General features: G+C 69.9%; 15 protein-coding genes. 10 read left to right on the top strand and 5 right to left on the bottom strand.

Annotated features, from left to right (window positions below):
- Window positions 1-10 precede the first annotated feature (10 nt).
- From Q664_RS03915 to Q664_RS03890, 6 genes are all read left to right on the top strand, one after another.
- Complete coding sequence (locus Q664_RS03915; protein WP_043389923.1) at window positions 11-1,417, top strand: MATE family efflux transporter; 1,407 nt, start codon at window positions 11-13, stop codon at window positions 1,415-1,417.
- Window positions 1,418-1,515: 98 nt separating this feature from the next.
- Entirely contained in the window at window positions 1,516-3,072 is a 1,557-nt protein-coding gene (locus Q664_RS51540) for an ATP-binding protein (protein WP_052517641.1), read from the top strand.
- A 108-nt stretch (window positions 3,073-3,180) separates the two neighbouring features.
- Window positions 3,181-3,732, top strand: a complete 552-nt coding sequence (locus tag Q664_RS03905) for a thioredoxin domain-containing protein (protein ID WP_043389921.1) — start codon at window positions 3,181-3,183, stop codon at window positions 3,730-3,732.
- A gap of 78 nt (window positions 3,733-3,810) precedes the next feature.
- Window positions 3,811-4,104, top strand: coding sequence for a hypothetical protein (locus Q664_RS03900; RefSeq protein WP_043389920.1), 294 nt, complete (start codon window positions 3,811-3,813; stop codon window positions 4,102-4,104).
- Window positions 4,105-4,203: 99 nt separating this feature from the next.
- Window positions 4,204-5,463 carry a serine/threonine-protein kinase gene (locus Q664_RS03895; RefSeq protein WP_043389919.1) on the top strand — a complete coding sequence of 420 codons (1,260 nt, stop codon included), beginning with the start codon at window positions 4,204-4,206 and terminating at the stop codon, window positions 5,461-5,463.
- A 150-nt stretch (window positions 5,464-5,613) separates the two neighbouring features.
- On the top strand, window positions 5,614-7,839 hold the full coding sequence (locus tag Q664_RS03890) for an ATP-binding protein (RefSeq protein WP_052517640.1): 2,226 nt from the start codon (window positions 5,614-5,616) through the stop codon (window positions 7,837-7,839).
- Window positions 7,840-7,887: 48 nt separating this feature from the next.
- Here Q664_RS03890 and Q664_RS03885 read toward each other — a convergent pair whose 3' ends face one another.
- The 5 genes from Q664_RS03885 to Q664_RS03865 form a co-directional block, all read right to left on the bottom strand.
- On the bottom strand, window positions 7,888-9,234 hold the full coding sequence (locus Q664_RS03885; protein WP_043389918.1) for a sensor histidine kinase: 1,347 nt from the start codon (window positions 9,232-9,234) through the stop codon (window positions 7,888-7,890).
- The gene (locus tag Q664_RS03880) at window positions 9,231-10,649 is read right to left on the bottom strand and encodes a sigma-54-dependent transcriptional regulator (protein WP_043389917.1); all 1,419 of its coding nucleotides are present in this window, start codon (window positions 10,647-10,649) and stop codon (window positions 9,231-9,233) included. The genes Q664_RS03885 and Q664_RS03880 overlap by 4 nt, the downstream gene beginning before the upstream one ends.
- A gap of 141 nt (window positions 10,650-10,790) precedes the next feature.
- On the bottom strand, window positions 10,791-13,214 hold the full coding sequence (locus Q664_RS03875; protein WP_043389916.1) for an ABC transporter permease: 2,424 nt from the start codon (window positions 13,212-13,214) through the stop codon (window positions 10,791-10,793).
- 37 nt (window positions 13,215-13,251) lie between these two features.
- Entirely contained in the window at window positions 13,252-13,947 is a 696-nt protein-coding gene (locus tag Q664_RS03870; RefSeq protein ID WP_233166323.1) for an ABC transporter ATP-binding protein, read from the bottom strand.
- Between the two features lie 59 nt (window positions 13,948-14,006).
- Window positions 14,007-15,251, bottom strand: a complete 1,245-nt coding sequence (locus tag Q664_RS03865; protein ID WP_043389962.1) for an HlyD family secretion protein — start codon at window positions 15,249-15,251, stop codon at window positions 14,007-14,009.
- A gap of 194 nt (window positions 15,252-15,445) precedes the next feature.
- Here Q664_RS03865 and Q664_RS63165 point away from each other — a divergent pair, with 194 nt between their 5' ends.
- From Q664_RS63165 to Q664_RS03850, 4 genes are read left to right on the top strand one after another with little or no spacing between them, the layout of a single operon-like run.
- A complete protein-coding gene (locus tag Q664_RS63165; RefSeq protein WP_481954992.1) occupies window positions 15,446-16,081 on the top strand; it encodes a carboxypeptidase-like regulatory domain-containing protein in 636 nt (211 codons plus the stop codon).
- Window positions 16,003-17,472: a vWA domain-containing protein gene (locus Q664_RS03860; protein ID WP_084609506.1), complete on the top strand. Its 1,470-nt coding sequence runs from the start codon at window positions 16,003-16,005 to the stop codon at window positions 17,470-17,472. Before Q664_RS63165 ends, Q664_RS03860 begins: the two co-directional genes overlap by 79 nt.
- Window positions 17,473-17,481: 9 nt before the next feature.
- The gene (locus tag Q664_RS03855; RefSeq protein WP_043389915.1) at window positions 17,482-19,299 is read left to right on the top strand and encodes a sensor histidine kinase; all 1,818 of its coding nucleotides are present in this window, start codon (window positions 17,482-17,484) and stop codon (window positions 19,297-19,299) included.
- The gene (locus Q664_RS03850; RefSeq protein WP_043389913.1) at window positions 19,300-20,001 is read left to right on the top strand and encodes a response regulator transcription factor; all 702 of its coding nucleotides are present in this window, start codon (window positions 19,300-19,302) and stop codon (window positions 19,999-20,001) included. It begins immediately after the preceding gene.
- The last annotated feature ends 346 nt before the right edge of the window (window positions 20,002-20,347 follow it).

Below are 20,347 nucleotides of genomic sequence, written 5' to 3'. Positions count from 1 at the left end.
TGAGGGCCCCATGAGCGCGCACGAAGGTCCTGCCCCGAGCCTCTGGGCTTCCCTGAAGGAAGCCGTCCGGGGCACCGAGCAGGACTTCACCGAGGCCCCCGTGGGACGGGCCATCCTCCTGTTGGCCGTCCCCATGGTCCTCGAGATGTTGATGGAGTCCGTCTTCGCCATCGTGGACGTCTTCTTCGTGTCCCGCCTGGGCGCGGAGGCCATCGCCACCGTGGGCCTCACCGAGTCCATCCTCGCGCTGCTCTACGCGCTGGGCATGGGGTTGAGCATCGGCGCCACGGCGATGATCGCCCGGCGCACCGGGGAGAAGGATCCGGACGCGGCGGCGCGCGTGGCCGTGCAGACCATCATCCTGGGCGTCCTCGTCTCCCTGCCCATCGCCGTGGCTGGCGTGGTGTTCGCCCAGCCCCTGCTCTCGCTGCTGGGTGGCTCGCCCTGGGTGGTGGAGCACGGGTTCCGCTACACGCAGATCCTCCTGGGCGGCAACGTCATCATCCTCCTGCTCTTCCTCATCAACGCCATCTTCCGCGGCGTGGGGGATGCCGCCGTGTCCATGCGCGTGCTGGGGCTCGCCAACGCGCTCAACATCCTCCTGTGCCCTTGCCTGGTGCTCGGCCTCGGGCCCTTCCCCGAGCTGGGCGTGGTGGGCGCGGCCACGGCCACCACGATCGGACGCGGGGCGGGCGTCTGCTACCAGTTCTACCGCCTCTTCCAGGGCACCCACCGCGTGGTCATCCGCCGCGAGCACCTGCGCTTCGAGCCGGCCACCCTGCTCGCCATGCTGCGGCTGTCGGGCAGCGCCACCTTCCAGACACTGCTGGGCACCGCGAGCTGGACGGTGCTGGTGCGCATCGTGGCGTCCGCCGGCAGCGCCGCGGTGGCTGGCTACACCATCGGCATGCGCATCATCGTGTTCGCCCTCCTGCCCTCGTGGGGGATGAGCAACGCCGCGGCCACGCTGGTGGGGCAGAACCTGGGCGCCCGCCAGCCCGAGCGCGCCGAGCAGGCCGTCTGGCGCGCGGGCTTCTACAACATGGTGTTCCTCGGCCTGGTGGGGCTCGGCTTCATCCTCTTCGCCGAGCCGCTGATCGCCACCTTCACCCGGGATCCCCCGGTGGCCGCCGTCGCCGTGCGCTGCCTGCGCGTGGTGAGCGCCGGCTTCCTCTTCTACGCGTACGGCATGGTGCTCACCCAGGCGCTCAATGGCGCGGGGGATACCACCACCCCCATGCTCCTCAACCTCCTGTGCTTCTGGGGCATCGAGCTTCCCCTCGCCTGGCTGCTGTCCCGGCCCCTCGGGATGGGCCCCACCGGTGCCTTCGCCGCCATCGCCGCCGCCTTCTCCGTCTTCGCCCTGTTGGGCGTCTGGGTGTTCCGGCGCGGACGTTGGAAACAGCACCGGGTGTAGGCCCCCTGGCACTCCCAGCGTGCGAGCTTGGACATCAAACCGGGTGGATCGATGATGGGGCCGGTCCGCTCCCCCAGGCGGGTTAGCATGGTGAAACGATGAGCAAAGCCGCACCGGGCCGGCGCCCGGACTCAGCTCAGGGCCGCACCCGCTCGCGTGCGCTCGTGGCCGAGCGGGCGCTCCATGCCAGCAACACCCTGCTCCAGGCCCTCACCGCGGCCCAGCTCGAGTTCATCGGGGGCAGCGATGCCCACCTCCTCTTCGACAAGCTGCTGGCCGTGCTGCTGGAGCTGACGGAGAGTGAGTACGGCTTCATCGGCGAGGTGCTCCGGGATGAGCAGGGCGCCCCCTACCTGCGCCACCTCGCCCTCACCAACATCGCCTGGACGGACGAGCTGAAGGCGCTCTACGAGCGCAGCACCTCGCAGGGCATGGAGTTCCGCAACCTCGAGACGCTCTTCGGCCGGGTGCTCACCACCGGGGAGCCCCTGGTCGCCAACGAGGCCGCGACGAACCCCCACGCGGGCGGACTCCCCGCCGGCCACCCGCCCCTCGACGCCTTCCTCGGTTTGCCCCTCAAATCCGGCGACGAGCTGGTGGGCATGGTGGGCATCGCCAACCGCCCCGGCGGCTACGGCCCCGAGCTCATCGAGTTCCTCCAGCCCTTCGTCGCCACCTGTTGCAGCATCATCCTGGGGTGGCGCGGCCAGCGGCAGCGGTTGCACACCGAGGAGCTGCTGCGCCAGCGAGAGGAAGAGCTCCAGCGCCACCGGGAGCACCTGGAGGATCTGGTGCAGAGCCGCACCGAGTCGCTGCTCCACACCACCGTGGCGCTCGAGGAGCGGCAGGCCCAGCTGCTCCACTCCGAGCGCATGGCCTCGCTGGGACAGCTCGTGGCCGGCATCGCCCATGAGATCAACAATCCCCTGGGCTACATCACCAGCAACCTGGCCACCCTCACCCAGTACCTCTCCGTCTTCACGCGGCTGCTCGAGCTCCACCGCGAGCTGGCGGACGGGCTGGGGGAGCTGCGGGGACCCCAGGCCGAGCTGCTCCAGCGCATCCGCACCCTCCAGGAGCAGGAGGACCTCGACTACCTCCTGGGTGACGTGAACGATCTGCTCAACGACTCGCGCGAGGGCGCCCACCGCGTGGCGGACATCGTGCAGAGCCTCAAGGCCTTCGTCCGGGAGGATTCCAAGCAGCCGGAGCTGGTGGACGTGAACAAGGAGCTGGCCACCACGCTCAAGGTGGTGTGGAACCAGCTCAAGTACCGGTGCGAGGTGAAGTGCGACTACGCCCAGGTACCGCCCATCCTCGGCCGCCCCGCCCAGCTCAACCAGGTGTTCACCCACCTGCTGCTCAACGCCGTCCAGGCGATTCCCGAGCGCGGCACCATCCACGTCACCACCCTGCACGAGGCGGACGAGGTGCTCGTGCGCATCTCCGACACCGGACATGGGATGAGGCCGGAGGTGCTCTCGAAGATCTTCAGCCCCTTCTTCACCACCAAGCCGCCCGGCAAGGGCGCGGGGCTGGGCCTGTCCATCAGCGAGGGCATCGTCACGAGCCACAAGGGCCGCATCGAGGTGAAGAGCCAGTTCGGCCAGGGCAGCACCTTCACCGTCCGGCTCCCCGTCGCCAAGGACATCTGAGCAGGCGCCCGCTCCGCCCGCCCGTCCAGGGGGCCGGCCACCGGGCTCCCGGAACCCGGCCGTCACATTTCAAGAGGCGCCGCATCCATCTCCCACGAGGAGGAGTGCATGCCGGAGCTTCGAGGAGCCGGAGTCTGGTGGACGGTGGCGCTCACCGCCTGCGCCCTGGCGCTTCCCGCGGGGGCGGCGGACGGACCCGGTGTGGGTCAGCCCCTGCCCGGCTTCTCGGGGAAGGATCTCCTGGGCCAGGAGCACTCGAGCCAGGAGTACATGGGCCAACCCACGCTGCTCGTCGCCATCACCGACAAGGACGCCGGCGAGGAGATGCGGCGGTGGTTCGAGGCCGCCGATCAGCACGCCCCCGACAGCGTCCAGCGCGAGTCCATCATCTCCCTCCACCTGCCCTTCTTCGTGGGCACGGGCACCGTGCGCCGCCGCGTGCAGGCCCAGGTGCCCAGGCCCTTCTGGGATGACACCCTGCTGGATCGCGATGGCACCCTGGCCGGCACGCTCGGACTCGGCTCCAGCCAGGAGCCCTACGTCATCGCCCTCGATGCCCGGGGCCGGGTGCTCGCCGTCGTGAATGGCAAGGCGGACTCTCCCCAGGCCTCGCGCATCTGGTCATCGCTCGACAAAAACCCGGCTCCGTTAGAAAAGTAGAAATGACGCAACCCGAAACGACTCACTTGCGATAATCTAATGACCGCTTTTCTCGGCGCCTGAGAGTGGAGGCACTCCATGTGGATTGAGACCATCGTCATGCCCCGGGAAGAGCCCGCCGCCGAGTACCGTCCCGCGCCCCAACGGGACCGCTCGGCCGCCCACGCCGCGGCGTGCGCAATGGGTGAGCAATTTCGCGACACCGTGCTGAGCTACCTCCAGACCCATGCGTTGATGGACTCGGTGAAATGGGTCAGTGCTCCAGGGAGCATTCCCCTGGTGACACTCCACTGCACCTCCGGCGTGTTGGAGCAGCTTCAGCGAGAGCCCCGCTTCGAGGCGGGCCGCTCCCTGACGTTTTCGGCGTATTGAGCGAGGACTCCGTCCCGCTGGTGTAGGCAAACCCACGACAAGACAAAGGGAGCAGGCAGCCGGGCGAGACGGCGGAGGTTCTGTTATTCAGGGAACCCCATGACGGACACGCTCCGATACGTCCCGAACGCCAGCCTGGATGCCACCTACATCTCCCCGGGCTCCCAGCCCGGGAATGCCCCCGCTTCGGTGGCCGTGACCCCGAGTGCCGCCGCGACGGCCGCCGCGCGGCGCAGCACGGTGCTCCCCCGGGTGGAGTGGGCCGGAGACAAGCCCAATGTGGTCCCCTTCGAGCGGGAGCGCTTCGAGGAGTTGCACCGGCTGGGCCAGGGCGGCATGGGCGAGGTGGTGCTGCTCAAGGACCATGACATCGAGCGGATGGTGGCCCTCAAGCGCCTGACGGACACGAACGACGTGGATCGCCTGCTGCGCTTCGTGGAGGAGATCCGCACCATCGGGCAGTTGGACCACCCCAACATCGTCCCGGTGCACGACGTCGGTATCGACCAGCAGGGCCGCTACTACTTCGTGATGAAGCACCTGCAGGGCGACACGCTCGAGGCCATCATCCACAAGCTGCGCCAGGGAGATCGCGCCACGCACGCGCGCTTCAGCTTCCCCGTCCGCGTGCAGCTCTTCATCGGCGTGCTCAACGCGGTGGCGTACGCGCACCGCAAGGGCTTCATCCACCGCGACCTCAAGCCCGCCAACATCATGGTGGGGCCCTATGGCGAGATCACCGTGATGGACTGGGGCCTGGCCCGGCGCGTGCGCACCCCGGCGGGCGAGGCCGGTGCCGCGTCGGCGGGCAGCGCGCCCGCCAGCCTGCGTGATGCCGCCTCGCTCCAGACGCAGATGGGCGCGGTGGTGGGCACGCCCTTCTACATGTCCCCCGAGCAGGCCCGGGGACAGCACGACGCCGTGGACGAGCGCAGCGACACCTACAGCCTCACCGTGCTCTTCCACGAGCTGCTCTCCCTGAACCACTACCTGGAGGGCCGGGAGTCGCTGGCCGAGGTGCTCGAGGCCGTCCAGAAGACGGCGCCCTCGCTCTTCACCCAGAACACCAGCCCGCACCAGCCGCCGGTGCCGTCCGAGCTCCTCTGGTTCCTCCACAAGGGCTTCTCGAAGGCGCCGGAGAAGCGCTTCCAGTCCGCCGACGAGATGATGCTGGAGTTGCAGGGCGTCATGGATGGCCGCATCCACGTGCAGTGCCAGCGCACGCTGATGAAGCGCGGGCTCCACGAGGTCCTCCGCTCGGTGGACAAGCATCCGGTCCTGCTCACCGCGCTGTGCACGACGGCCGCCGCGGTCGTGCTCGCCTCGCTGGCCCATCTGCTGATGGTGTTCTTCGGCTGACACCTGCCGTCGCGGGAGCGGAGGCGTGTCACTTCAGGAGATATCAGGTAGATTTCCGTCCCCGGACGCAGTCGCCGCACTCTCCCAAGGTCCTCCTCCATGGCTTCCCACCCCCAAGGCCCGGCTCCGGTCCCCCGGGACACCTCCGGTGTGAGCATCGGTGGCGAGAGTTCCGCCGAGGAGAAGCTGCGAGCCAGCAACGCCCTGCTGCGGGCCATCTCCGCGGCCCAGGCGGACTTCATCCGGGGGGGAGAGCCCCGGGACATCCTCCACCGGCTGCTCGCGGGGGTGTTGGAGCTGACGGGCAGCACGTCCGGCGTCATCGGTGAGGTGCTCGTCTGCCCGGGAACCCCGCCCTCGCTCCAGCTCCTCGCCAGCGTTCCCCGGGAGGAGGACGGCACCACGTGGGAGCTCGCCGTCACGCGGGACGCACCGGCGCGGGAGCCGGGCACGCCGCGCGCGGTCGTGGAAGCCGTCTTCACCTCGGGCGCGCCCGTGCGGGGAGGAGATCCCGGTGCGCGGTACACCTTCCTCGGGCTGCCCCTGGAGTCCGGAGGAGAGCGGGTGGGGCTGGTGGCGCTCACCCAACGCCCGGGCGGCTACGACGCCGGACTCATCGACTTCCTCCAGCCCTTCCTCACCGCCTGCGGGGACCTGATCGCCGGCGGGCGCAACGAGCGGTGGCGGCGGCGCGCCGAGCAGGAGCTGCGCCAGACACAGGAGGCCAGCGCGGAGCGCGTGCGGCTGCTGGCCGAGCGCCTGCGGCTGATGATGGACAGCGTGCAGGACGGCCTGTGGGACCTGGACATGACCACGGGCCGGGTGTTCGCGAACCGGGCCTGGGTGGGCATGCTGGGCTACGACGAGGGCGAGCTGGAGCACACCCGGGACTCGTGGATGAGCCTGTGCCATCCCGAGGACACGGCCGGGAGCGAGCAGCTCGTCCAGGAGCACATCCGGGGCGCCATTCCCCTCGTCGAGCGCGAGCAGCGCATGCGACGCAAGGATGGCGGGTGGAGCTGGGTGCTGACCCGGGCCCGGGTGGTGACACGTGACGAGCAGGGCCGCCCGCTGCGCATGGTGGGCACCAACGTGGACATCACCACGCAGAAGCTCACCGAGGAGCGCCTGCGCTCGCTGATCCGCACCCTGCCGGACATCGTCCTGCGCCAGAGAGCGGACGGCACCTACGTGGACTACCACGCCCCCAGGCCCGAGGACCTGGCCGTCTCCGCCGACACCCTCATCGGCAGCAACATGCGCCAGGCGCCGTTCCCCAAGCCGCTGCTCGACAAGATGTTCATGCACCTGGGGCGCGCCATCCGGGAAGGCACCCTGGAGGTGTTCGACTACGCGTTGGAGATGCCGGAAGGGCGCGAGTACTTCGAGGCCCGCATCCGCCGCAGCGGCCCCGACGAGGCCGTGTCCATCATCCGCAACATCACCGAGCACAAGCTGTCCGAGGCGCGCCTGCTCCAGCAGGAGGAGGAGCTGCGGCGCCACCGCGACAGCCTCGAGGAGCTGGTGCGCAACCGCAGCGAGAAGCTGCTCAAGGCCACCATCGAGCTGGAGGAGCAGCAGGCCCAGCTCATCCAGGCCGAGAAGATGGCCTCGCTGGGACAGATGGCCGCGGGCGTCGCGCATGAGATCAACAACCCCGTCAGCTACGTGATGAGCAACCTGGGGACGCTCGACCAGTACGTCTCCTCGCTCTCGACCCTGCTGCAGCTGCAGCGCGAGCTGGTGTCCAACCCGGGCGGGGCCAGCGCGGAGCTGCTCGAGCGCATGGCCGATCTGTGGAAGCAGGAGGAGGTGGACTACCTGCTCAGCGACATGCCGGAGCTCATCGAGGAGTCGCTGGCGGGCACCCGGCGCATCAAGGAGATCGCCCAGAGCCTGCGCTCGTTCGCGCGCGAGGACACGGGCGAGCCCCAGCTGGTGGATGTGAACACGGAGATGGCGTCCGCGCTGAAGATCGTCTGGAACGAGCTCAAGTACAAATGCGAGGTGAAGCGCGACTTCGGTCCGCTGCCGCCCGTGAGCTGCCACGCCACGCAGATCGGCCAGGTGTTCACCAACCTGCTCCAGAACGCGGCCCATGCCATCGAAACGCGGGGGGAGATCCGCATCCGCACCCGCCAGGAGGGCAGCGAGGTGGTGGTGGAGATCGCCGACACCGGCAAGGGGATGACCCAGGAGACGATCTCCAAGCTCTTCACGCCCTTCTTCACCACCAAGCCGCGCGGCCAGGGCACGGGCCTGGGACTGTCCGTCAGCTACGGCATCATCGCGAAGCACAAGGGCCGCATCGACGTGCAGAGCCAGCCGGGCCAGGGCAGCACCTTCACCATCCGCCTGCCCGCCGCGCAGCGCTGAAGCCCGCGGCACTGAAGCCCTCAGCACTGAAGCCCTCAGAACTGAAGCTCAACGCCGCAACCCGGCCGCGTTCAACGGCAGCCGCAGCCGCGCGCGGCACCCGGGGCCCTCCGTCCGGTTCTCCAGGCGCAGACTGCCCCCATGCGCCTCGGCGATCTGCCGGCTGAGCGCCAGGCCGATGCCACTGCCCTCCGGCTTCGTCGTGAAGAAGGGCACGAAGAGGTTGGCCGTGTCCGCCAGGCCCGGGCCCTCGTCCTCCACCCAGACCTCCACCGCGTCCGCCGAAGGGGCCGTCCACGACACCCACACCCTGCCCTGGCGCTCGCGCGCCGCGTCCACCGCGTTGCGCACCAGGTTGATGAGCAACTGCTCCAGCTGATCGCCGTCCGCGCTCACCGCGAGCATGGGCCCCGGACGGACCTCCACCGGCAGCCGCGTCTCCAGCGCCGCCACCCGCCGCACCCAGGGGTCCACCTCCAGCGGCGAGAGCCTCGGCGGCGGCAGGCGCGCCAGCCGGGCATGGGCGGACATGAAGCGCCCCAGCGCCTCGCTGCGCCGCGCGATGATGCCCAGGCCCATCCTCGCGTCCTCCTCCCAGTCCGCCGCCCGTGGCACTTGTGACAGCGACTCCTTCAACGAGTCCGAGATGGAGTGGATGGGCGCCAGCGAGTTGTTGATCTCATGGCTCAGCACCCGGACCAATCGCCGCCACGCCTCGCGCTCCTCCTCGCGCAGCGCCAGCCGCAGATCCGCGAGCACCACCAACTGGTGGGGCAGTCCACCCTGCCGGAACGTCCCCCGGCGCAGCTCGTACGGCCCGCCCTCCACCGCGAAGGTGCGGGCGAGGCGCCGCGGCACCGGGCCCTCCAGCAGCTCCGCGAGCCCGAGCCCCTCCGCCTTCTGGTTCATCAACCGCGCGCGAGGCAGGCCGAGCAGCCGCTCCCCGGCGCGATTGACGAGCTTCAGCGTGCCCTCGGCATCGAAGGTCAGCACGGCGACGTCGATCTCCTGCATCACCTGGGTGAGGAGCACGTCCGCCTCCATGGCGCCCAGCCGCTGCTCGCGCAGTGTCTCGGCCAGGGTGTTGGTCTCCAGGTACACCTCGCCCAGGGGATCTCCCCCTCGGGCGCCACGCCCGCGCACCGAGTAATCCCCTTCACGCAGGGCCGCGAGCAGATTGGCCACCGTTTGCAGCGGCCGGGTGACGCGCTCGCGGATGGAGAACGCCGCGCCCAGGTGCACGCCCACCACGAAAACAGTGAGCGTCCAGCACACCTTCGTGCTCGCGTCTCCCCCCCACAGGAGCACGAGCGCGGTGGCGGAGCCCGGCAACCCCGCCAGCAACGCCAGCAGGAAGATGTGGAAGTCGTGCGCGAGCGGCTTGCGCCGGCTCACCGGGCGCCCTTGATGCCGTAGTACTGCATGCGGCGGTAGAGCGCGCTGCGCGACAGGCCGAGCGCCTTCGCCGCGTCACTGACATTGCCCTCGTGCCGGCCCAGGGAGCGCTCGATGAGGTAGCGCTCCACCTCCTCCAGCGTCATCTCCTCCAGCCGGGCCTGGCCCTCGCGGCCCCCACCGCCCCGCCGCAGGAGGAAGTCCTCCGCCGTCACCTCGTCCGTGGCGGCCATGAGCAGCGCGCGCTCCACCGCGTGCTCCAACTCGCGCACGTTGCCGGGCCACGGGTAGGCCATCAACGCATCCAGCGCGGACGGCGACAGCTTCAGGCCCGAGCGCCCGTAACGCTGGCCATGGATGTTGAGGAAGTGCGCCGCCAGCAGGGCGATGTCCTCGCGCCGCTCCCGGAGCGGAGGCAGGTGCACCTCCACCGTGTTGAGGCGGTAGAGCAGGTCCTCGCGGAAGCGGCCCTCGGCCACCGCCTTGGACAGGTCCACGTTCGTCGCGGAGACGACGCGCACCGACACCCGGCGCACCTTCGAGGAGCCCACCGGGTGCAACTCGCCCGTCTGCAATACGCGCAACAGCCTGGCCTGCTGCGTGAGGGGCATGTTGCCGATTTCATCCAGGAAGAGCGTCCCACCGTCCGCCAGCTCGAAGCAGCCGATGCGGTCCGTCTTCGCGTCCGTGAAGGCCCCCTTCACGTGGCCGAACAGCTCGCTCTCGAAGATGCCCTCGGACAGGCCTCCGGAGTTGACGGCGACGAAGGGACGCTCGGGACGGCCCGAGGCCGAGTGGATCCACCGCGCCACCACTTCCTTGCCCGTGCCGTGCTCACCGGTGATGAGGACGTTGGCCCCCGAGGGCGCCACCCGCTCCACCATGCGGCGGATGGGCTGCATCGCCCGCGACTCCCCGACGAAGGCCGGACGCTCCCCGCCCTTGCGCAGGTGGGTGTTCTCCTCCTCCAACCGGCGCGAGCGGCGCAACGCCCGGCCCAGCTCGAGCTGGGTGCGCAGCGTGGCCAGCAGCCGCGTGTTGTCCCACGGCTTCTGCACGTAGTCGCGCGCCCCGCCACGCATGGCCTCCACCGCGCCCTCCACGCTGCCCCACGCCGTCATCACCACCACCGGCAGCGACGAGTCCAACTGGCGTACGCGCGCGAGCAGATCCACCCCCTCGCGGCCGGACGTGGTGTCCCGCGCGTAGTTGAGATCCATCAGCAGCACGTCCATGTCCTCCGACTCCAGCGTGGCCAGGACACCGGCCGGGGACTGGGCGGTGTGGATGGCGTACCCGTCGCGCTTGAGCAGGAAGCGCAACGCCTCCAGCACGTCGGCCTGGTCGTCGGCGATGAGGATGCGCGGCTGCGGCGCGCTGGCGGGGGCTGGGGTGGCGGAGACGGGCTCGGACACGGCGGATTCCTGGAGGAAGAGACTCTGCCAGAAGCGGTGGCTCGGAGGGAAAACGGAGTGGAGCGGCGCGCTCCGGGGTTCCGCTCCGGGCGGGGCGGCGAGGGAGCGGGCGAGGGCTCAGCCGGTGCTCGCTCGTTCCATTCACTCGGCGCGGAGCGTCTGGGCGGGATCCACCTTCACCGCGCGCCGCGCGGGCACCCAGCTCGCGAGCACGGCCACCCCCGCCAGCACCACCGCCGTCCCACCGAAGGTCAGCGGATCCGTCGTCCCCACGCCCTGCACCAGACTGTCGAGCAGCCGCGTGAGGATGCCCGCCGCTACCGCACCGATGACGACGCCCATCAGGGCCAGCCGCACGCCGTAGCCCACCACCAGGCGCACCACGTCCATCTCGCGCGCCCCGAGCGCCATGCGGATGCCCATCTCCCGGGTGCGCAGCGCCACCGTATAGGACATGACGCTGTAGATGCCGATGGTCGAGAGCACCAGGGCCAGCACCGCGAACAGGCCCACCAGCCCGAGCACGAACCGGCGATCTCCCAGGGAGTTCTCCACCACCGAATCCATGGAGGCCAGCCCCGACAGCGCCTGATCCGGGTCCATCGCCTTGAACTCCTCGCGCACCCGAGGCACCAGTGCGTCGGCGTTGCCATCACCCCGGACGGCCAGCGTCAGCGAGCGGCCCACCTGCGTCACGAACTCGTCCGGCACCTGCAGGAAGGGGAGATAGAACTGGAAGGGCGCGGGCTCCGGCTCTCCGGGACCGTAGGCGAGCAGGTGCCTCGCCACCCCGACGATCTCGAAATCCCGGTCGCCCTGGGTGTTGATCTTCTGCCCCAGCGCGCTCTGGCCAGGGAAGAAGCGCTTCGCCAGCACCTCGTCCACCACGATCACCGGCGTGCTCCCCACGCGATCCGTGGGCAGGAAACCCCGGCCCTCCAGCAGCGGGATGCCCATGGCCTCGAAGTAGTTGGGGGCGGTGATGAACATGACCGACTGCGGCGCCTCGCCCTTCTCGGGAGGCGGCCGGCCCGAGATCCGGAAGCTCGTGTCCGAGAAGCCGATGATCGGCATGCCGTTGGAGTACGTGGCCGCGCGCACCCCGGGCATCGACCCCAGCCGCTCGCGCGACTGCTCGATGAAGGCGCGGAGCGACTCCGCACCCGGGAAGCGGCTCTCCGGCGCGGACATGCGCAGGGTCAGCAGGTTCTCGGGCTTGAAGCCCAGATCCAACCCCTTGAGCTGAACGAAGGTCCGCGTGAGCAACCCCGCTCCCACCAGCAGCGTGAGCGCCAGCGCCACCTCCGCCACCACCAGGGCGTCACGCGCCCGCCCGCGGAAGCGAGCGGCCCCCGCGCCCGTGTCCTTGAGCGTCTCCACCAGCGACACCTGACTGGCCCGGAGCGCCGGGAGGATGCCGAGCAGCACCCCCACCCCGAGCGACAGCACCAGCGTGAAGCCCAGCACCTTGCCGTCCACGGCGAAGGTGGCGGTGGTGGGGATTCCCTCCGGCCGCGAGGCCGCGAGCACATCCACGCCCCACAGCGCGAGCACCAGCCCGAACCCACCGCCCACCAGCGCCAGCAGCGCGGACTCCACCAGCATCTGGCGGATCAACCGGCCACGTCCGGCACCGAGCGAGGCGCGGATGACCAGCTCTCGCTGGCGCGCCGTGCCACGGGCGAGCAACAGGTTGACCACGTTGATGGCGGCGATCAGCAGCACGAAGGCCACCGCCGCCATGAGGGCCAGCAGGCTGGGACGCAGGTCCCTCACGAGCCGCTCATGGAGCATCGACAACCGCGGCAACACCTTGCTGTTGGAGTCCGGGTAGGCCTCCTGCAATCGCTGGCCGATGGCCTCGAGGTCCGCCCTCGCCTGCTCCAGCGTCATGCCGGGCTTGAGCCGGCCCACCACGTACATGCCCGGGTGGTTGCCGCGCTGCTCGAAGAAGCGGCTCTCCGTCCGGGCCAGCGGCACCCAGATGTCCTGGGCCGTGTAGAACTGGAAGCCCTCGGGCAGCACGCCCACCACCGTGTGCGGCACGCCATTGAGCGTCAGGCTCCTCCCGAGGATGTTCCGGTCCTGGCCGAAGCGCCGCACCCAGAAACCATGGGAGAGCATCACCACCGGAGGCCCGCCGAGCACGTCCTCCTCGGGAAGAAAGTTGCGCCCCAACGCCGGATTCACCCCCAGCAGCGGCAGCAGCGAGGCGCTCACCAGCCGGGTCCCGAGCCGCTCGGGGATGTCCACCCCGGTGAGATCGAAGGCCCCGGTCCGGAAGGCCGCCAGGTCCGTGAAGGTCTTCTGGCCCGCCCGCCAGTCCATGAAGTTGGGGATGCTGACGCTCATCGACGGGAAGCTGGGCGTGCCTTCCTGGATGAAGACGAGCTGCTCGGGTGCCTTGTACGGCAGCGGGCGCAGCAGCACGCCATTCACCACGCTGAAGATGGCGGTGTTGGCGCCGATTCCGAGCGCCAGCGTGAGCACCGCGGCCACCGTGAAGGCCGGGCTCTTGCGGAGCAGGCGCAGCGCGAAGCGAGCATCCTGGAGGAAGGTGTCCATGGGGGTTCCCGGGGAGGGACTGCGGGGGCGCTGCGGTTCAGCGGAGGCGCTCGTCCTGGACGACGCGGCCGTCGAAGAGGCTCACCATGCGCGTGCCGAGCCGCGCCTGGTTCGGATCGTGCGTCACCATGATGAGGGTGGCGCCGCCCTTGTGGAGCTCGGCGAGCAACTGCATCACCTGCTCGCCATTCTTGGAGTCGAGGTTGCCGGTGGGCTCGTCGGCCAGGAGGATGAGCGGATCTCCCGCCACGGCGCGCGCCACGGCCACGCGCTGCTGCTGACCGCCGGAGAGCTGCCCCGGCATGTGCCGCGCCCGGTGGCCCATGCCCACCCGCTCCAGCGCCCGCTCCACCCGCTGGCGGCGCTCCTCCGCCGGCATGCCCCGGTAGGTGAGCGGAAGCTCCACGTTCTCGTAGACGGACAGATCGCCAATGAGGTTGAAGCTCTGGAAGATGAAGCCGATGTGCTGGTTGCGCACCAGCGCCCGCTCCGCCGGGGACAGGTCCAACACCGAGCGGCCATCCAGCAGGTACGTGCCCTTGGAGGCCGTGTCGAGCAGGCCCAGCAGCGCCAGCAGCGTCGTCTTCCCCGAGCCCGAGGGCCCCACGATGGAGACCCACTCGCCGGGCCGCACCGCGAAGTGGACGTCGGAGAGCGCGTGCGTCTCCACCTCCTCCGTCTCGAAGACCTTCGTGATCCCCTCGAGCTGCAGGAGGGCCTTCTGCTGTGCCATCGAAGGGGTCTCCATCGGAGCCATCTCCTGAGCCCGAGCCGGAACCACCGTCATCGTCGTCATCGCAGCCTCACCCGCTCCACCGCGTCCCACGCGGTCATGTCCGAGAGCACCACCTGGTCTCCCTCGCCGAGGCCCTGGACGACCTCGATGGAATTCACCGAGCCCCGGCCGAGCTGCACCGGAACCCTCACTGCCTCGTCACTGCCCGGCACCAGCCGGAAGAGCGACACCGTGGCGTTGGGCTGAGCGCCCGCCGGCCGGCCCACGGACAGCACCTCGCCCAGCCGCTCCAGCTCCACCGTGCCCTCCACGGTGAGATCCGGCCGCGCGCCCCGGGGCAGCTCGCCCGTGAGCGTCACCTCCACGCGCACCGTGCCCTGGCTCGCCGCCGGCGCGATGCGCGCCACCGTGCCCTCGACGATGCCGTTGCGCGTGTCCACCTCCGCCCGCTGGCCCACCTGGATGTCCCGCGCCTGCGTCTCCGCGATGCGCAGCTCCGCCTTCAACCGCTCGGGCTTCACCACCTTGGCCAGTACGGTGCCCGGCGTCACCCATTGCCCCAGCTCCAGCGGCAGCTCCGACAGCACCCCGCCCTCCCCCGCCTTCACCTGCATGGACTCCACCTGCGCGCGGCGGAAACGCGCCACCGCCTTCAGCCGCTCGATCTGCCCCTGCTGCGCCGCGAGCCGCTCGCGCGTGCTGGACTGCATCACCGCCAGGCGCTGGCGCTCCAGGTTGAGGCGCGTGACCATCTCGCCCGCCTTGCCCTTCACCTGCTGCACCTCCAGCTTCGGCACGAAGGAGCGGTCCATCAGCGCCACGGTGGCCTGGGCCTGGCTCTCGGCGTTGGTGGCCTCGGTCTCCAGCGTGGCGATGGTGGCCGCCTGGGAGATGCGCTGCGTCTCCAGGTCGGTGCGCAGGGAGATGAGCTCGGCCTCCGCGCTGGCGAGCTGGCGCTCGGCCTCCAGGGCCTGGAGCTGGACGTCCGGGTTGGACAGCTCGAGCAGCAGCGTGCCGGGCTCCACGGGCGTACCGGGCCGGACATGGATGCGCTCGACGCGGCCCGCCGTGTCCGCGGTGAGCCAGCGGATGTGCTCGGGCACCAGTGTGCCCGTGCCCTTCACCTGGCGGACCATCGGCCCGCGCTTCACCGTGTCGAGCCACACCGTGCCACGCTCCACCGAGGGCGCGGCGGCCCGGAGCCGCGACAGGCCCACCGTCACGCCGAGGAGCACGAGCACTCCGAGGCCCATGAGGAGCCAGGGCTTGCGACGGTTCTTGGGTTTCTTGGGAATGTCCACGTCCGGGCCCTTGAGCGAAGGACGTGCCAGCGCCGGACACCCGCCCAAGTCCTTGAAATCACTCGGAGGGCAAGGGGGACGCCAAAGGGGCCTGCCCGGTTGTGGAAAGGGCCGTCCCAGGAACGAACACCGGGGCCGCGCCGCTCCGCGTCCGGGCGTGCGTGATGAAACGATGATGAAGAGCGGAGCCCCGCATGAGGCACCATGAGGGCCACATCCGGATGATGGGTCGTGTCTCCCCGTTGTCCGAGGTGGCCCCGACGATGAAGCACGCCCTGAGAAGTGCCCTCTGCTGTGTCCTCCTGCTGCTCTCCGCGCCGGCCCTCGCCGATAGCGTCATCATCGGCACCGTCGTCGCCGCCGAAACGAAGAAGCCCGTCCCGGACGTGGTGGTCACCGCCACCTCGCCCAACCTCATGGGCGAGCAGATCGTGGTGACGGACGGCGACGGCAACTTCCGCATCCCCCAGTTGCCACCGGGCGTCTACACCCTGCGGTTCGACAAGGAGAGCTACAAGCCGTTCTCGCGTTCGGACATCCAGTTGCGCCTGGATCGCACCATCCGCGTGAACGTGGAGCTGCTGCCCGAGAGCTTCTCCGAGGCGATCGTGATCACGAGCGGCGGTAGCAGTGAGCCCCCCCTGACTTCGGCGCCATCGGCAGGAGCATCAGCGACTTCTTCAGTGGAGGAAAGAAGAACTCCGGCCCGCCGCCGCAGCCCCCGCCTCCCCCGTCCTCCAGCCCCACCCCGATGCCCTCGCCGCCCGAGCGCACCGCGACGCTGCCCCAGCAGCCCTTCTCGGACATGTACTTCCAGAGCTACGGGGTGAATCCGACCATCGACACCGAGGAGGAGCGCTTCTCCACCTTCTCCGTGGACGTGGACACCGCCTCCTACGCGCTGACGCGCGGCTACCTGGAGCGGGGGGCTCTGCCCGACGAGCAGGCGGTGCGGGTGGAGGAGTTCGTCAACAGCTTCGACTACGGCTACAGGAGCGATCCCGAGGCCCCCTTCAGCGTGAATGTGGAAGGCTTCCCCTCGCCCAGCCGCAAGGGCTACCACGTGGTGCACATCGGGCTGAAGGCGCGCGAGGTGAGCCGGGAGGAGCGCAAGCCCGCCCACCTCGTCTTCGTCATCGACGTGTCCGGCTCCATGAACATCGAGAACCGGCTCGGGCTGGTGAAGCGGGCGCTGCGGCTGTTGGTGAATGAGCTCGACGAGCGCGATCGGGTGTCCATCGCCGTCTACGGCTCGACGGCGCGCCCGGTGCTCGGGCCCACCAGCGCCGTGGAGAGGCACAAGCTGTTCGCCGCCATCGATGGGCTCTATTCCGACGGCGCCACCAACGCCCAGGCCGGCATCGAGCTGGGTTACTCCATCGCCTCGGAGCACTTGCTCAAGGGCGGCATCAACCGCGTCATCCTGTGCTCGGACGGCGTGGCCAACAACGGCATCACCGACGCGGACGGCATCTGGGAGCGGGTGCGCGCGCAGGCCGCCAAGGGCATCACCCTGACCACCGTGGGCTTCGGCATGGGCAACTACAATGACGTGCTGATGGAGCGGCTCGCGCAGGTGGGCGAGGGCAACTACTCGTACGTGGACCAGTTGGAGGAGGCGCGGCGCATCTTCGTGCAGAACCTCACCGGCACGCTCCAGGTGGTGGCCAAGGACGTGAAGCTGCAGGTCGAGTTCGACCGCGAGGCGGTGGCCCGCTACCGGCTGGTGGGCTACGAGAACCGGGTGCTCGCCAAGGAGCAGTTCGCCAATGATCAGGTGGACGCGGGCGAGGTGGGCGCGGGCCACAGCGTCACCGCCATCTACGAGGTGAAGCTGCGCGAGCCCGCCGAGTCCTTCGCCACGCTGCGCATCCGGTACAAGGCGCCGGAAGGCGGCGACTCGCGGGAGATGGAGAAGCACCTGCCCGCCAGCATCCTCCGGCCCGCCTATGGCCAGACCGCGCCGCCCACGCGCCTGTCCTACGTGGCGGCCGCCTTCGCGGAAAAGCTGCGCGGCTCGTACTGGGTGCGCACGCTCTCCTGGCCGCAGCTCGTCTCGATGTGGGAGGAGCTGGACGAGCCCCTGCGTGACCGGCCGGACGTCAGGGAGCTGGGCGCGCTCATCCGCAAGGCGCACGGGCTGGACCGGCGCACGGATCGCTTCGAGCAGCTCGCGCCGGTGGTGTCCATGGACTTCGACCGCGTGCCGGTCATCAAGTAGAGAGAAGTCATGTTCCGCAGGCTGCTGCCCACCCTCTCCGCCCTCGTGCTCGGCCTGGCCGGGCTCGGGTGGGGTCTGTGGCAGCTCCAGCGCATCTTCGCCACCGAGCGCGAGGATGCCCGGGCCTCGCTCCACTCCCGGCGCGAGGCCCTCGACCAGTACGCCCTCGCCTCCCTGAGCCAGACGCTGAGGGAGAAGCTGGAGGAGGCCCGGCCCGCGCTGGAGCTCGCCGCGGCCGACCCACTCGCTCCCGCCGGAGGGCTCTACCTGCGCGAGCGCGGGGAGCAACTCCTGCCACGGCTGGCCCTCCATGACGTGGGAGAGGACTCCCCCGCCCGGGACCGGTACATGCGGCTGCGCGCCGGCAAGGAGCCCCCCGAGGACGCGGAGGACCCCTGGACGGAGCGGCTCGCGCTGATGCGCGACCTGGAGCGGGCGCTCGAGCGACGGGATGCGCGGGCCGTGACGGACGCGCTCGTGGCCTTCCTCCAACACCGCGTCCGGTACGTGCTGGCCTCGACGCGGGACGTGCCCGGCTTCCTGGTGGTGCTGGAAACCCTGGCGGAGCGAGCGGCCCCGGAGCGCCCCCTCATGCAGTCGCTGCTGCACCATGGGATGGAGGACCACCAGGGCCACCGGATGGAGGGGCTGCAACGGCTGTTGCTCCTCAAGCGCTCGCGCTTCACCCGTGCCGACTTCTACTTCCTTCACGAGCGCGTGGTGGAGCTGTCCAGACGGACGGGGACGCCGGTGATCGAATTCGAGGCGCGCACGGCGGAGCTGGCAACCACTCCCCTGCCCCTGCCCGAGTCCCTTCCCGGCCCCGTACTGATGCGCTCCGGCTGGTATCTGGAGCCGAAGGACAAGGAGCATGTCCGGGGCGTGGCGGTGGCTCCCGCGGCACTGCTGGACACCCTCACGCGGGAGATGCGCGAGCGTGGGCTGCTGGGCCCCGAGGGACACGTACGGCTGCTCGGGACGGAGGAGGTGCTGCCGCTGGCGAACCTGCCCCTGGGGGTGGAAACACCGATATGGGAGCAGGAGGAAGCGGCGCTGGAGCAGCGCTACCGGTTGAAGACGGGCATGGTGGTGCTGTGCGCGGGGCTGGCGTTGACGATCGCCGGGCTCGCCTTCCTGGCGCAGCACCGCAAGTACCGCTTCCTGGAGCTCAAGAGCGACTTCGTGGCCACCGTGTCGCACGAGCTGCGCACGCCGCTGGCCTCCATCCGGCTGCTGGCCGAGACACTCGAGTGGCGGCTGGCGCAGGGGGCCGAGACGAAGGACTACCCCGCGCGCATCATCCACGAGGCGGACGGGCTGGGATTCCTGGTGGAGAACCTGCTGTCCTTCAACCGGATAGACAAGGGCCGCTGGGTGCCACACCTGTCGGTGGTGCGGCTGGACGAGCTGGTGGCCACGCTGCGGAGGGACCTGGAGGCGTGGGCGCGGGTGCCGGTGGAGCTGACGGCCGACGTGGGAGAGCGAGAGCTGTTCGCGGACCCGCAGTTGATGCGGCTGCTGCTGGCGAACCTGGCGCGCAACGCGTGTGCCTACAACACGCGCGACCCGGTGTGCCTGCGTGTGGAGGCGCTCTCGGATGGGCGGGTGCGCTTCTCGGACAACGGCGTGGGCATCCCCGAGGCCGAGTGGGAGCGCATCTTCGGCGAGTTCTACCGGCTGCGCGGCCAGGGGAGGGAGGTGGCCGGCAGCGGGCTGGGCCTGGCGCTGTGCCGGCGCATCCTGCGGCTGCACGGGGGAGAAATCCGCGTGGCGGCCTCCAGTCCCGAGGGAACCACTTTCGAGCTCACCTTTCCGGAGCGGCGCTGAATGAATTCCACGACTCCCGCCATCCTGCTGGTGGAGGACGATCTCAACCTGCGGCTCGCGCTGCGCGACAACCTGGAGAACCAGGGGGGCTACGGCGTGGAGGAGGCCACCACGGTGGCCGAGGCCCGTGCGCACCTGGCCCGGCGCACCTTCCAACTCATCCTGCTGGACGTGATGCTGCCGGATGGGGACGGTTACACGCTGTGCCGGACGCTGCGCCAGGAAGGGGTGACGACACCGGTGCTGATGCTGACGGCACGGACGCTCGAGGACGACGTGGTGCGAGGCTTCGAGGCGGGGGCGCAGGACTACCTGGGCAAGCCCTACCGCCTGCGCGAGCTGCTGGCGCGGGTGGGAGCGCTGGTGCGGCGAGGCGGAGGCGTGCCGGTGCAGGTGCTGCGCTTCGCGGGCTACCGGATGGATCTGGACCGGCGCAAGGTGGAGACGCCCGAGGGGAAGACGGTGGAGCTGACGCGCACCGAGTTCGACCTGCTGGCCTTCTTCGTGCGCGAGCGGGAGCGCGCGCTGCGGCGGGATGAAATCCTCGACGCGGTGTGGGGGCGGGACGTGGTGGTGGACCCGCACACGGTGGACAACTTCGTCTCCAGCCTCAAACGCAAGCTGGGGTGGAACAGCGCCTCACGCTTCGCGCTCCAGACGGTGCGCGGCGTGGGCTACCGCATGGAGCTCGAGGGCTCGTGAGCCCTGCCTGGCTTCACACGTAGCGAGTCCACCCCTGGGGATGGGCCGCCTTGTAGCGACGGTATCCCGCGCAGGCCACGGACAACACTCCCAGGACCACCACCGCCGCCCCGTATGTCGCGCCCAGTCCGATTCAACGGCGCGAGAACCTTCACCTCTCCCCAGCGCTCCTGCACCCACCAGAAGACCGCCAACAGCAGCGCCATCAATCCCAGTTCCAGCGCGGCATAGGACAGGCTCGGGGGATATTTGCTCACGTGCAGCCATTGCAACAAGTCGCTTCCCTCGCGGTAGAGCCTTTCATTGCCATAACCATAGGCACATCACACCCAGCCAAGGCACCAGG

Source organism: Archangium violaceum Cb vi76 (assembly GCF_000733295.1).
Classification (GTDB): Bacteria; Myxococcota; Myxococcia; order Myxococcales; family Myxococcaceae; genus Archangium; species Archangium violaceum.
Note: the sequence above shows the minus strand (reverse complement) of the source record. Positions and strands in the feature narration are given on the sequence as shown.